12 protein-coding genes are annotated in these 14,509 nt (G+C 36.5%); 5 read left to right on the forward strand and 7 right to left on the reverse strand.

Annotation, left to right across the window (positions count from 1 at the left end):
- Nucleotides 1-7: 7 nt before the first annotated feature.
- The 3 genes from A3GU_RS0108840 to A3GU_RS0108850 all read right to left on the reverse strand — a co-directional run bounded on the left by A3GU_RS0108840 (nucleotide 8) and on the right by A3GU_RS0108850 (nucleotide 2,591).
- Complete coding sequence (locus tag A3GU_RS0108840; protein ID WP_018367173.1) at nucleotides 8-1,183, reverse strand: SIS domain-containing protein; 1,176 nt, start codon at nucleotides 1,181-1,183, stop codon at nucleotides 8-10.
- A 16-nt stretch (nucleotides 1,184-1,199) separates the two neighbouring features.
- Nucleotides 1,200-1,931 (reverse strand): GntR family transcriptional regulator, encoded by a 732-nt coding sequence (locus A3GU_RS0108845; RefSeq protein ID WP_018367174.1) that lies wholly within the window; start codon nucleotides 1,929-1,931, stop codon nucleotides 1,200-1,202.
- 228 nt (nucleotides 1,932-2,159) lie between these two features.
- Complete coding sequence (locus A3GU_RS0108850) at nucleotides 2,160-2,591, reverse strand: hypothetical protein (RefSeq protein ID WP_018367175.1); 432 nt, start codon at nucleotides 2,589-2,591, stop codon at nucleotides 2,160-2,162.
- A 330-nt stretch (nucleotides 2,592-2,921) separates the two neighbouring features.
- Here A3GU_RS0108850 and A3GU_RS0108855 point away from each other — a divergent pair, with 330 nt between their 5' ends.
- The 3 genes from A3GU_RS0108855 to A3GU_RS0108865 are packed head-to-tail and all read left to right on the forward strand — an operon-like array spanning nucleotide 2,922 to nucleotide 5,463.
- Complete coding sequence (locus A3GU_RS0108855; RefSeq protein ID WP_026216501.1) at nucleotides 2,922-3,878, forward strand: glutathione S-transferase family protein; 957 nt, start codon at nucleotides 2,922-2,924, stop codon at nucleotides 3,876-3,878.
- Between the two features lie 19 nt (nucleotides 3,879-3,897).
- Entirely contained in the window at nucleotides 3,898-4,806 is a 909-nt protein-coding gene (locus A3GU_RS09850) for a DsbA family oxidoreductase (RefSeq protein WP_083906218.1), read from the forward strand.
- A 12-nt stretch (nucleotides 4,807-4,818) separates the two neighbouring features.
- Nucleotides 4,819-5,463, forward strand: coding sequence for a YczE/YyaS/YitT family protein (locus tag A3GU_RS0108865; protein WP_018367178.1), 645 nt, complete (start codon nucleotides 4,819-4,821; stop codon nucleotides 5,461-5,463).
- Nucleotides 5,464-5,558: 95 nt separating this feature from the next.
- Here A3GU_RS0108865 and A3GU_RS0108870 read toward each other — a convergent pair whose 3' ends face one another.
- On the reverse strand, nucleotides 5,559-6,515 hold the full coding sequence (locus A3GU_RS0108870) for a glutathione S-transferase family protein (RefSeq protein WP_018367179.1): 957 nt from the start codon (nucleotides 6,513-6,515) through the stop codon (nucleotides 5,559-5,561).
- Between the two features lie 288 nt (nucleotides 6,516-6,803).
- Between A3GU_RS0108870 and A3GU_RS0108875 the strand changes: the two genes are divergently transcribed.
- Nucleotides 6,804-8,804, forward strand: coding sequence for a M13-type metalloendopeptidase (locus A3GU_RS0108875; protein ID WP_018367180.1), 2,001 nt, complete (start codon nucleotides 6,804-6,806; stop codon nucleotides 8,802-8,804).
- Nucleotides 8,805-8,857: 53 nt separating this feature from the next.
- Here the strand turns inward: A3GU_RS0108875 and A3GU_RS0108880 are convergent, their stop codons facing one another.
- On the reverse strand, nucleotides 8,858-9,886 hold the full coding sequence (locus A3GU_RS0108880; RefSeq protein ID WP_018367181.1) for a S66 family peptidase: 1,029 nt from the start codon (nucleotides 9,884-9,886) through the stop codon (nucleotides 8,858-8,860).
- Between the two features lie 51 nt (nucleotides 9,887-9,937).
- A complete protein-coding gene (locus A3GU_RS0108885; protein ID WP_018367182.1) occupies nucleotides 9,938-10,702 on the reverse strand; it encodes an HAD-IIB family hydrolase in 765 nt (254 codons plus the stop codon).
- Nucleotides 10,703-10,921: 219 nt separating this feature from the next.
- On the opposite strand from A3GU_RS0108885, the gene A3GU_RS0108890 reads away from it, so the two are divergent.
- Nucleotides 10,922-14,197, forward strand: a complete 3,276-nt coding sequence (locus tag A3GU_RS0108890) for a polysaccharide lyase 8 family protein (protein WP_018367183.1) — start codon at nucleotides 10,922-10,924, stop codon at nucleotides 14,195-14,197.
- A gap of 55 nt (nucleotides 14,198-14,252) precedes the next feature.
- On the opposite strand, the gene A3GU_RS0108895 is transcribed toward A3GU_RS0108890, so the two are convergent.
- Nucleotides 14,253-14,509 (reverse strand): transposase (locus A3GU_RS0108895; RefSeq protein WP_026216504.1); only part of this gene is annotated, 257 nt, incomplete at its 5' end.

Below are 14,509 nucleotides of genomic sequence, written 5' to 3' on the forward strand. Positions count from 1 at the left end.
GTCCTCCTTAGGCTTGATAGGGATGTATGCTGACACCTTTAACAACACGGTTTACAGTACCAGTTGCTGATGGGGTATCAGGTAAATTTTTTAGTTTAACTGAAGCTAATAAAGCAAGGGTTTGTGCTGCCAAAATAATCGGCAAGGCAAGGTAAGCATCTGGTAAGAGGAAATCCGAAAGCATATCAAAACGGTCTCCTGAAAAATTAGTCTCTCCTACTTGACCAAGGGCAAGGGTTTTCAGGGCAATTCCGTCCGCATGGACTTCCTCTAGAATATCAAGGTCATACTGCCGCACATAAGGGTCATTATTGACAAAGTCGATTACCATAGTTTTGTTATTAACAAATGATTTAGGGCCATGTCGAAATCCCATTGAAGAGTCGAAAATAGTTGCCACTTTACCTGCTGTTAGCTCTAGAATCTTCAGCTGAGCTTCACGCGTCAAACCTGTTAAGCTACCTGATCCTAAATATACCAAACGCTCAAAGTCTAAATCTGTAATGGCTTTTAGCTCATCTTCTCTTTCTATAATATCCTTGGCCATAGCCTTCATTTGGTCTACAATATCCTTTTTTTGCTTATCAGATAGGTGTTGATCAAAAATAAGCAAGGCTGTTAACATCATACAAGAAAAACTACCTGTCATGGCAAAGCCTCTATCATTTGAGCGGCTTGGCATTAATAACAAAAGGTTACGATTATCACTTGCTGCTTTCTTAGCCAACTGCCCTTCTGGGGCACAAGTAATGGTCAAGTGATAGACATTTTTAACGATTTGATTTGCTAAATCAACCGAAGCTACGCTTTCTGGGCTATTGCCACTCCTAGCAAAGGAGACAAGAATAAGTGTGTCTTCTTCATACAAGTAATAATGGGGAGCAGCTACTAAATCCGTTGAAGCAAGGCTAGAAAAAAGATAGTGATCACGATCTCCATAAGTTTGTAAATAATTACAGATACTATTTCCTACATATTCAGAAGTGCCTGCTCCTGTAAAAATGATTTTTACTTTTTTACCGTTAGCGCTTTCATTCACGCTTTTTAAAAAAGCATTAATACTTTCTTTATTTTCAAGAAAGTATTCAAAGGCTTCTTGCCAAAGTTCTGGCTGTTGTTTGATTTCACGGGTTGTTAGTTCAGCTCCTAATTCTTCAAGTTCTGCTTTTGATAACTTAAACATTTTCTATCCTCCAAAATTAACTTTTTACAAGGGTCGGCTGATGAGTAATGCGATAGCGGAATTGGTCTGCTCGGGCAATACTAAAGGTATATTCAATCATCAGATTTTTATCATTATAGGTTTTACGAAGTAAATGTAAGACTGGATCTCCCTTTTTTATTTCCAATAAAGAAGCTTCATAATCTAATGCAATACTGGCATAGAATTCTTCTTCTGCAAAACGTATAAGTTCCTGATAATCTTCTGAAAAAATATCATAAAGAGGTTTGCGACTTAGTTGTTCCTCGGATAAGCCAAAAAAGGTCTCAGAGGGTAAAAAAGTACGTTCTAACATCAAGGCCATGCCATCAGCAAGTCGTAGCCTAACAATCTCAATAATCTCTCTTCCAACTTCTACACCTAGTAAACTTGATAAGTAAGGAGTTACCGCCATTTTTTCAAATGAAATAATTTTCGTTTGGGGCTTACGTCCTTGTTTTTGCATTTCTTCAGTAAAACTATAAGCTGATGATAAATCTGTTGCTGGTTCTTTAATTCCTGAAACATAGGTTCCTTTTCCTTGTTTCTTATAAATCAAACCTCTAATTTCCAATTCCTTTAAGGCTAAGCGTACTGTAATACGACTAACACCATAGGTCTCACTTAGCTCACGTTCTGATAATAATTTGTCATTAGGAGCCATAGATTTCCTAATTTTCATTTCCAGAAGATCAACCATTTGCATATATAAAGGTTGTTGATTTGTCATGCACTCTCCTTTCAACTGGTTATAAACACTTTAGAGTATATTATAACATATTATATAAGTCAATAGTATAAGTAAGAAATTTTGAGAAAATTTAAGAATTTTTCAGGATCTGTAACTTAGCCATGTAATCCTTAAAAATCTTGGTCTATTAAGCTACAAAAAAAGAGCTGGTAAATCTACCCACTCCTTTCGTCCAAACTTATATTCTTATCCTTATTTATCTAGGAACTACTTGGTCTTAACTTGTCTCAATGCTTCCTTAATTTCTCCAATACTTGCTGCATCCTCACTTCTGGTATCAAGAATAAGCTGGCTACCATCTGGATTAGTGATTACTCCTACTTCTCCTAGATAATTAGGGTCTGTACTGGTTACAAAACTACCGTCTGGTGCAGCAATAACTACTTGGTAATCTGGATAATCTAAATAGCTATTACTATAATCTTGATCCTTATCCTTTAATGATTGGACCAAGGCCTTGATTGTCTTGTTTTCGCTTCTAGAAGAGGCTGAGGCTTGGGGACTATTTTCTTTCTTCACAAGTTGTTTTGTGTCATCCTTAGCTGTGTCAAAGGCACTAACATTACTTAAACCTTTGGCTAGTATCAAGCCTACCATTATTGTTCCAAGGCTTACTATAACTATAGCCTTTTTCTTCATTGTATTAGCCTCTTACTTTCTTAATATTGTTACTATAACTGATATTTACTCTATTGCCCTATATTTTAAAAGCCTATTCTTCCTTTATAAAATATAAACATTTCCTAATTTTTACTATAATATTTTTGCCATTAAATAACAATTTTTATCTCATTTTATTGCTATTTAAAAGAGTAAGCCAACCTAAAACAAGGTGTTTGACATTACTAACTATTACTATTATTATCATCTTATAAATTATAAAAAGGAAAGCTCATTTCAAAAAGATAAGCTTGAGAAATGTGTTCAAAGCCTTCTATGGCTTGTGTTTACCCAAAAGAAGAAAACAGAATGGGAATTCTAATTGATGGCAAATGGCATGCTGGCGAAATTGATACTAAAAAAACAGGTGGACGTTTTATCAAGAAAGACTCACAATTTAGAAATTGGATTACAAAAGATGGCTCGGCAGGTCCAACAGGAAGCTCCGGCTTCAAAGCGCAAGCTGGCAGATACCATCTTTACGTTTCCCTAGCCTGTCCTTGGGCTAACCGGACCTTGATTGTCAGAACATTAAAAGGCTTAGAAGAACTTGTCTCTATTTCTATTGTTAGCCCTTATTTGCTGGATAATGGCTGGTCTTTTGATTCCTTCAAAAAAGTGACTGCAGACCCTGTAATAGGTGCTAAATATCTTTATCCACTCTATACTCACGTTGATCCTCACTACAGTGGCAGTGTTACTGTACCTGTTCTTTATGATTTAGTTGAAGATAAGATTATTAACAACGAATCTTCTGAAATTATTCGTATCTTTAATACTGCTTTTGATGATCTTGGAGCAAAACCTGGCAATTATTACCCAGAAGAACTCCAAAAAGAAATTGATGAGATGAATGACCTTATCTATCCCAATGTCAACCTAGGAGTCTATAAAGCAGGATTTGCCACCAGCCAAACGGTATATGAAAGAGAAGTAAAGAGAATCTTTACAGTCTTAGATCAATTAGAAGAGCATTTGGCTGATCATGACTATCTCGTAGGCGACAGGCTGACTGAAGCAGATATCCATTTATTTACAACCTTAATTCGCTTTGATTCTGTTTACTATGGACACTTCAAATGCAATATCAAACAAATCGTGAACTATCCAAACCTTTGGAGATATACCCGTAAAATTTATCATTTGCCTGCTATCAAAGAAACCATTGATTTTGAGCATATCAAACATCATTACTATGGTAGCCATAAAAAAATCAATCCAAATGGCATTATTCCTCTTGGACCAGATTTAGATTTAAGTTTATAACAGAAAAGAGTAGAAAACGATAGAAAAATTAAGATTAACTGTTTATTCAGATCCTGTATGTATTTGGTGCTGGGGCTCTGAACCTCTCATGAGAGCTTTGGAAACCCACTATGGAAAGCTCTTATCTGTTCAGTATGTCATGGGCGGACTTATCAAACATATTGATGACTTTTATGATCCTCAAAATGCCATTGGTGATGTAGCCAGTGAGGAATTTAACAAACAGGTTACTAGACACTGGGAAGAAGCCCAGCATATTCATGGCATGCCTGTCCGCGCTGATCTCTTCGATCTCTATTCAGATGAGTATCCTTCAACTTATCCGCAAAACATTGCCTACAAGGCAGCAGAGCTAGTAAATCCTGATTTAGCTCCAATCTACCTTTACCGAATGAGGAAGGCTGTATCAACGCAAGGAAAAGCTATCAGTCATGAGGATGTTCAAATTGAGCTTGCCAGCGAGGTTGGCTTAGAGATCAGTGCCTTTATTCAACATCTGAAAGATGGCAGTGCTGAAAAAGCCTTTCACAAAGATTTAGCAAAAACACAAGCTGCTGGGGTAACAGGTTTTCCAACTTTAGAGATAGCATATAAGGATCAGTCTTTACTTTTAAATGGCTACAGGTCTTTTACTGAAATCGCATCTGTCATTGACTATATCTCAAAAGGTGCTGTTAAACCCAGGGAAGTCCACTTATCAAAAGATAATCTGGTTGAGCTTTTACGTAAACATCCTGTCATGACCCTAAAGGAAGTCCAAATTGCTTTTGATATCCCAACTATTGCTCAGACAGAGGTGCTACTGGAAGACTGGTTTAAAGACAATACCATCTCAAAAGAAACTGTTGGTCAATCATACTTTATCTCTTTAAGTCACCCTCAAAAGTCTTACAGCTGTGATCCCGAAACAGGTATCTGTCATTTTTAATTAGGAGAAGAAATGTTTACCACCCAAATCAAAAAATACAGTCTTCTAGTCATTGGCATTACCATTGTTTGTCTAGGAATTGCCTTTGCCATTATTTCAGAAATTGGCGTAGCCCCTATTGGGAGCCTTCCTAATGCCCTTAGTTTTACCCTGCCTATTACTACAGGACAATTAACCATAGCCTTAAATATTATTTTTGTGCTTCTTCAAAAATACTTATTAAAATCTGACTTTAAGGCTATTCAGTGGTTGCAAATCCTAATCAGCTTTTTCATGGGTATTCTGATTGACTCCTTTGTAAATGTCCTCATCTTCTTAAAGTCACATAATTATGTACTAAACCTATTATTTGCTCTTATCGGAATTATCCTATTGGGATTAGGGTTAGCTATTGAATTAGCTGCTAAGGTTGATTTGATGATTCCAGCTGATGGTCTAGTAAGAGCTATCTCAGCTACTAAAAAGATAGCCTTCTCCAAAGTCAAGATTGGCTTTGACTTAAGTTTAATGATCTTAGCCTTGCTTGCAACCCTCATATTTAATCATCAGCTTTTAGGGATTAGAGAGGGAACTCTCTTGTCTGCCCTATTAACAGGTCTATGTGTTAAATACTTTCAAGCTCTAGGCCGCTATTACCAAACAAATTCTCATACGTGATATTTAAAAATAGATAACAAAAAGAAGTAGTTCACTTAAGTGGCTACTTCTTTTTTATCATATTAGGCTAAGGTATCTCTTTTTTACCAACTACGTTAAAGCTTCCAATCAAGGTCTGGTCCGACTGGGACAATTCCGTTGGGATTAATGGTTTTGTGGCTACCGTAATAGTGGGTCTTAATATGGTCAAAATCAACAGTGCTTGCAATGCCATCATAATTATACAGAGCTTTTGTATAATGCCAAAGATTTGGATAATCCACTAGGCGTTTAATATTGCATTTGAAGTGTCCATAATAAACAGAATCAAAACGTACTAGGGTAGTAAACAAACGAATATCTGCCTCGGTCAGCCTGTCGCCTACGAGGTAGTCATGGCTAGCTAAATGCTCTTCTAATTTATCAAGAGCTGAGAAAAGGTTTTTTACTTCTTCTTCATACACAGATTGCTCTGTTGCAAATCCTACTTTATAGACTCCATTGTTAATATTGGAATAGACAAAATCGTTCATCTCATTGATTTCTTCCTCAAGTTCTTTAGGGAAGTAGTCATCTGTATTTCCTGTGATATGGTTAAAAGCTGAATTAAACATGCGAATGATATCCGCAGATTCATTGCTAACTATGGTATCTGTTTTTTTGTCCCAAAGTACAGGTACCGTTACGCGTCCTGAATAGTTGGCATCTGCCTTAAGATAAATTTGGTAAAGGTATTTACTATTAAAAATAGGATCCGAAATCACACCAGCATAGTCATCAAAAGTCCAGCCATGTTCTAACATATATGGATTAACAATGGACAAGGAAATATGTTCTTCTAAGCCCTTAAGCTTACGCATAATAAGTGTCCGACTAGCCCAAGGACAGGCAAGAGAAATATATAAATGGTAGCGACCAGATTCAGCTTTAAAACCTGCTTGACCTGTAGGCCCTGCACTGCCATCAGCAGTTACCCAGTTCCGAAATTGTGTTTGACTGCGCTCAAATTTTCCACCTGTAGATTTGGTATCGTACCACTTATCCTGCCATTTACCGTCAACTAAAAGTCCCATAAGTTTTTCCTCCATTCACTTATTTACTAGCATTATAACGCTAGCTACTAGCTAATACAATCAAAAAAACCTTACGCCTATAAACTGTTATCTCCTTCAAAAAAGAGAGTATTTGCTTTATAAACCTAAAGTAAAGTTGATTCCAATACCTTCTAAAACTACTAGCCTCCTATTTCTATATAAGAGTAAAAAATGGCTTTTTCTACTGGCTTATGTCATGTTATAATAAGTAAAATGTGTTTATTTTTAGAATAAGATAAACTTAAAATAAGAATATTAGGAGATAAGATGAAAAAGAAAAGTAAAATCATTCTAGCTCTCTCAGCTTTAATCATGGCAGGTAGTGCTTATGGTGCCTATCATTTCTTACAGCCAAAAGATATGATCACTGATCCTAAAGCAAGAATTGAAAGTAATTTTTACCAAGCTATTAATAAAAGTTGGTTAGCTAAAACGCAAATTCCTAGTGATAGGCCTAGCGTGAGCGCCTTTAGTCAACTTCAGGACAAAATTAAGGATGAAATGACAAGTGACATTCAGCAGTTAGCAAGTGGAAAAGAAAAGTCAGATATCAAAGGAATGGATAATTTCCTAAAATTCTATCAATTGACAACTGATTATAAAGCCCGTGAGAAAGAAGGAAGCAAATCCTTCAAACCTACGTTAGAAGCTTTGGAAAAACTTTCTATTATTGATGATTTATCAGAGCATATTGTAGAGCGTACCTTAAATAATGATCCTCTTCCCTTTGATATTGCTATTACTCCAGATTTAAAAAATACTTCCAAAAATATGGTTACCCTAGCAGCACCTGAACTTTTCTTGATGAGTGCAGACTATTACCAAGATAAAGAAAATAAGGAACAGATGACAGAACTCTTCTCTAAATCAGCAATCAAGGTTTTAACACTCTTAGACTATAGTGAAAAAAAAGCCAAAGAGTTAGTTGAAAAAGCCCTTTCTTTTGATAGCAAATTAGCAAAACACTATCCAAGTCAGGACCAATTAGCTGATATCGAGGCTACCTACCATCCTAAGTCTTTAGAAGAAGTCAAAGCATACTCTAAAACTTTTGATTTTGAAGCTGCTGCTAAAGAATTGGTGGGAGCAGATATAAGCTTTATAAATGTAGAAAATCCTAAGTTCTTTGAAGCTTTTGATCAGATTGTCACTCAAGAAAATATGGCTGATCTCCGTGCTTATTTATTACTTGGGGAGGCTTTATCAACTGCTCCTTATTTAACAGATGATTTGCGAATAGCTGCTGAAGGTTTTGAACAGGCAATAAGTGGCGTCGAAAAAGCAAAACCAAAAGAAGAAGCAGCTCTCAACTTAGCTACAGAGCATTTTAGTCATACCTTAAGTACCTATTATGGTCAAAAGCATTTTGGACCTCAGTCTAAGAAGAATGTTACCAAAATGATTGATAGCATGGTAAATGTTTATAAGAAACGCCTAAAAACAAATACCTGGTTAACAGATGAAACAAAAGACAAGGCTATTGAAAAGCTAAGCCAGATGCGTTATTATGTGGGCTACCCTGAAGAAGTTCCTGAGGAAGTTGACTTAATGACAGTTGACACTAACAAATCATTAGTTGACAATATCCATGCCCTAAATCGTCAAGAGACTCTTGCTCTCTTCAAAAATTTTAATAAACCTGTAGATAAGACTACTTGGGCTGCTCCTTCTTATGTGGTTAATGCTCAGTATGACACCTATTCAAATAGTATCCTTTTCCCTGCAGCTATTTTAAACCAACCCTTATATAGCGAGAAACAAAGTGAAGCACAAAATTATGGAGCTATTGGTATGGTTATCGGTCATGAAATTACACATGCCTTTGACAGTAATGGTGCTCGTTTTGATAAAGAAGGAAACCTCTCTAATTGGTGGACTGATGCTGATCGAAAAGCATTTGAGAAAAAAACTCAAGCTATGGTTAAACTCTTTGATGGCCAAGAACTGTATGGTAGCAAAATCAATGGTAAATTGACTGTTACTGAAAATACTGCTGATGCTGGTGGCTTATCCGTTTCCTTGGAGGCCTTACAAACTACAAACAAACAGGTAGACTTAAAAGAATACTTTGAACATTATGCTAAAATCTGGCGCCAAAAAGCTAGCTTAGACCATCTTAAATATCTTTTAGATATTGATGTTCACGCTCCAGCTGAAGCACGTGTCAATATCCAGCTTAAGAATATGGATGCCTTCTACAAGGCCTATCCTATTAAAGAAGGCGACCCTATGTATTTACCAAAAGAAAAACGTGTGAAAATTTGGTAATCCTTTTAACAAATTTATCTAAAAAGAAAGAAGCCTGCAAGCTTCTTTCTTTTTTAAATGCTATCAAAACGAATGACTTGCTCATGGGCATCAACATGGGCAGGGATGTCAAAGGGAACAATAGCGCGTGGTGTGGCATGTCCAACATTGAGATTATAAAGAATGGGAATATCTTGGTCTATAACCTCAAGTAGATTTTCTTTGTATTCTTCATAGTAGGTGTTATCAATAGGTTTTCCTACCAAGATGCCATTTATAAGATCAAAAATACCTGTTTCTTTTAGCCTTAGGAGCATTTTTTTATGATGTTCTGGACTAGGTTTTTCTTCACTTGTTTCTAATAGCAAGATACGCCCTTTCCAGTCTTCCAAACTCGGGAAGAGCTGATACTTGCGACACATCTCCATACTGTCAGTATGCCGTGAATTATCGAAAAGATCAAATAAGGATTCCAGACAACCACCTAGTATGGGGCCACTAAACTGGGCATTTCCTTTTAAAAGCTCAAAACCTGAATTAATGTGGGCATGTCGGTTTATGCCTAGGGCTTTTTCGCTAAAATCTGACCTTTCTTCATACCAATAATGGCTTGGACGAATTTCTTTTACTGTCTCTGTCTCAATTAACTCTCTGAAATAGGTAAGTGAATAAGGAAGCATACCCGCTTCTAGTTCACAAATATCGGCTATAAAGGATTGCCCATAAAATGTTTTGATGCCTAATTTGTGTAGCATTAGGTGGTTTATAGTTGTATCGGAAAATCCTAAGAAAATTTTCTGCTTAATGACCTTTTTTAATTGATCATTTTCGAATAGATAAGGAAGAAGCCTATAAGTGTCTTCCCCACCAATGGCACAGAGGATCATGTCAATATCTGGATTTGCAAATGCTTCTATTAAATCCTCAGCCCTTTTTTCAGGATGAGCGTGAAGGTAATCAATTCCCTTTAAGGAATTTGGTAAGAAACTAACCTTTAAGCCCATTTCTTGCAGACGTTTGTAACCTAATTCCAACTCATGTTTAAGAAAATCCTCACCTAACATACCACTAGATAAACTAACAATTCCTACATGTTTAATCATAGAGTCTCCTTTAATAGTAAATTCTTCAATCAAAAGTCTAGTTTTCAAGTCCTATAAGCCTTTGAGAAGATCAAGAAGCTGGTCTTTTTTGATGTGATGCTTCCTAGCAGTCTCCTTAAGGGGTAAAAAAGAATCAATCTGAACACCTAGGGCAGCTTCTTCTAAGAGCCTAGAATCATTATAATCATTTCCAAAAGCAATATAGGGATTATCTTGAATGAGTTTCTTGAGGGCAAAGGACTTATCAATTCCCTGAGCAGTTATAACAAACTCTTCTACATCTTCATGGTAGAGTCCATTTACTCCCTCTAATTGAGAAAGCAGCTCTGCCAATTTCTTAGTTACTCCAAATAAGATAATCTTGCTGACCTTTTCTTTTTTGAAAGGAATATTGCTAGCCAGTCTAGCCTTGTCTAACTTGCCTAAAATAGCATTTTGAGGATTCCTAATACGTGAAGAATAATCCCATTCATAGTCAAGGATATAATCTAAATCATAAGCAGTTATTATCTCACTAATTCTGTCTACAATTGTCTGGCGAATCGTTTCAAGAAGAAAAATCTCTTGTTTTTGGCGATACATGGCTCCATTTGCCCCTATAATGTCATTGGCAGTAAAATCTTCTAATAAGGGAAGCATATCACGAATGGGCCGAGCTGAGGCAAAAATAATAGTATACTTATTTTTTATGCGGTTCAGTTCTTGCTTAATTTCTGGTAGAATAGACTTTCCATCAAATACAATCGTGCCATCTAAGTCAAAAACAAGATAGTTAACCTTAGGAACTATCCCTGTTCTTATTGGGCTATGGGTCATAGGCAAGTGTCCTTCCTTCTATATTTTTAGCTATTATACATTTTTCTCATCTGAAAAAACAGTTCTTAGGTCACTTTCTGCTATTAAGTTCAGCTTTTACTAGGGAAAACTGGCTTAAAAAGCTAAACTATCTGACAGTACGCACTTTACCTAACACACCCTAAAGTGCTATACTATAAATAAACCGGTTTACTAATTTTGCCATTTAAGGAGAAAAGCATGTCTAAGAGAAAACACCGTCGTCCCTACCTACTTTTTTCAGCCCTAATTTTAGGAGCTAGTCTTTGGGGAAGCTACTATCAGGTTTCAGCTGAGGAAAAAGAAATACAGAGTGAGCTCATTCAAGTAAAAACTAGCTCTGACACAGGAAATATACCTCCTGCTTCTGATAACATTTCTCAGCCTGAAAAGCAAAAAGCTAATTCTAACAGCTCTTTACTTGCTGACCAGCCAGGCACTCTAAATACTAGTACTCCTATTCCTGCAAAACCTATTCTGGACGAAAAAGAAAAGCCAGAGACTACTTCCAAAGAAGTTAATCTTATCAAAAACCCTAGTTTTGAAGATTCTGATACAAGTAACCCTGAAAAATGGACCAATAAAGAAGGGGCAAAAGATTGGAAAGTTTATAGTGATAATCAGGTAAGCACAGATACTACTCCAAAGTTTGAACGTAGTGAAAATGGACAATTGAAGATAGAAAGCCAGACTCCTTTTCGTGGAGCAGTTACCCAAGAAGTAGCCATCAATCCTCAAGAAAAATATGACATTAGCTTTGATATTGAAAGTCAAGATAAGCTAGGACAAGCTTTTATAAGAATAGTTGAAAAAACAGAATCTCCTCAAAAAGCAGAAACTAGGCTCTGGCTATCAGCTATGACCAGCGGCACAAGTGCTAAACAGACCCTATCTAAAATCTATAACCCTAAATTAAATGTCACTAAGGTTACCCTTGAACTTTATTTTGAAACAGGAACCGGCAAAGTTATCTTTGATAACATTAAAATGGTAGCAAAAGGAGCAAAAGACTCTGACCAGCCTAGACCTGTCAAAAATGTCTTAGAAGAAAGTATCGAGCTACCACTTAACAAGCACTACATCTTTCAACTTGAGAATTATAAGTACCAAGTTAAAGATTCACAATTTGCTAGCCTTGAAAAGGGTATCTTAGTTCCTAAACAAGCAGGCACAACAAGTATTCGTGTGACTGACTCTGCTAATAACTTTATCAAAGATATTCCCCTAACTATCTCAGCTGCAAGTGAGGATAAGTATCGTCACTTACTTGATGAGTGGAATGAGGTAACCTTAGGAAATAAGAATTATAGTCCAACTAATCAGCATATGACTGGCCTCTTTAAGGGACTTGAAACGTCAACAGCTAGCTACCTTGAAACATTAATTCTAACAGATAATCGCCAGTATCTCTGGGAGGACTTGAAGGATTATAAGAATTCTGCCCAGTTGACATCAACCTACCGTCGCTTAGAAACTATTGCTAAGCAAATTAGCACTCCCGGCTCTGCTATTTATCAAAATGAAAAAGCCATTTGGAAAGTTAAAAATAGTCTCGCTTGGCTAAACCAAAATATCTATAATGCTAACAAGGATATTGATGGCAAGGCCAACTGGTGGGATTATGAAATTGGTGTGCCACGCGCCCTTGTGGGAACCTTATCCTTACTACATCCTTATTTCTCAGATAGTGACATCATGACCTATACAGATGCCATTGAACATTTTGTCCCAGATCCTTTTTACTTCCGTAAAACCTTGGTTAATCCTTTCCCAGCTCTGGGTGGAAATCTGGTCGATATGGGTCGGGTTAAGATTATTAGTGGCCTTTTGAGAAAAGATCCTACTATTATCCAAAAAACGGTTTCTTCTTTAGGCAATCTTTTTAAAACAGTGACTAAGGGTGAAGGTTTTTATGAGGATGGCTCTTACATTGACCATACTAATGTTGCCTATACAGGTGCTTACGGGAATGTCCTCATTGATGGGCTAAGCCAGCTCTTACCTATTATTCAAAAAACTGACTATAAGATTCCTAATGAACAGCTTGAACTCGTTTATTCTTGGATAGAAAAAGCCTTTTTACCTCTCATCATTAAGGGGGAATTAATGGATATGAGCCGTGGACGTTCTATCAGTCGTGAAGCAGCTAGCTCTCATGCAGCTGCTGTTGAGCTTTTACGTGGTCTGTTACGCCTAGCTACTAAAACAGAAAATCCTAAAAATTCTGACCTCAAAGTATCTATTAAATCTCTGCTTAAATCAGATACCTTCTATAATGTCTATCAAAACCTTAATTCTTATGCTGATATTAAGGCTGTAGATGAACTTCTCGCTGATAATAGTATTGTAACTAAAAACCTTACATCTTATCTGTCTACCTTTAATGGCATGGATAAACTAGCCTATTACAATGCTGATAAAGACTTTGCTTTTGCCTTATCTATGCACTCTAGTCGTACTCTTAATTATGAAGCTATGAATGATGAAAATACACGAGGCTGGTATACAGGAGATGGCATGTTTTATCTCTATAATGGAGATTTAGCCCATTACAGTAACAACTACTGGCCAACTGTCAATCCTTATAAACTAGCAGGTACAACTGAACAAGATAAGCTCCGTGAGGATTCAACTAAGGCTGCAATGGAGAAATTTACCAAAGATAAAAAAGATGCCAAAAAAGAAAGTGGGCAAGTCACCGGCCAATCAGCCTTTGTTGGCTCTACTAAATTAAGTGATAGCTTTGGTTTAGCTGCCATGGACTTTTCTAACTGGAATCAGACCTTGACTACTAAAAAAGGCTGGGCAATCCTTGATGACAAAATTGTCTTTTTAGGCAGTGATATCCAAAATAAGGATCAAAATAGTCATGTTTCTACCAGCATTGACCAACGAAAAGAAGATGAAAAAAATCCTTATACTATTTATGTAAATGGGAAAAAACTGGAAGTCTTAGTTGATACAGAAAAAGAGGTCACCGAAACAAAAACACTCTTTTTAGAATCTCAAGATAAAAAAAGAAATATTGCTTATCTTTTCTTTGACCCTACAACTATCACCCTCAATCGCAAACATCAAACCGGTTCTTGGTATAATATCAATCTTACTTCTACAAATAAAGATACGGTTTCTAACAGCTTTATTAACATTGAGCAAAAGCATGATGACAGCCATAATAACTATGCCTATATAATGCTTCCTAATATAGATAAGGACACTTTCACTACCCTTGCAGATAAACCAGAACTTAAATTGCTTGATAATAGTCCAAATCTCCAAGTCGTCCATGATGAAAAAAATAAGCTTTGGACTGTGATTAAATATGATGACCAAGAAAGCAGCCATCTGTCACGCTTTAAGGTAACTAAGGCAGGCCTTTATATAATCCAAGAAAAAGGTCAAACCTATGATATGGTTTATTATGACCCAATCACAATGTCCACTCAAAAATCAACTGACTTAGCATTACAAAACTAATGATAAAGGGACTCATTACACGCTTTTGTTTAAGCAGTAACTCTTAAAATCCCTGTTATTTAAGGGGCTGGGCAAAAACTAGCTCAAAAAACAAGCACAAGCGACATCTCATCCTTAATCGTTGAGGATAAGGCTTCTCACTTGTGCTTGTCTTCTTTTTAGCAGTCTTTCCCACCAGTAATTTGGCCAATTTGGTTAAATTCATGCTCATGAAGAGGAAACCTAACTCTGTTTGGACAGCTTGCTCGCCCCTAACATGAACCCGGCGTACGCCAAAAATACCCTTCATCCGACCAAAAACAGTTTCAACAT

Source organism: Streptococcus didelphis DSM 15616, from assembly GCF_000380005.1.
Lineage (GTDB): Bacteria > Bacillota > Bacilli > Lactobacillales > Streptococcaceae > Streptococcus > Streptococcus didelphis.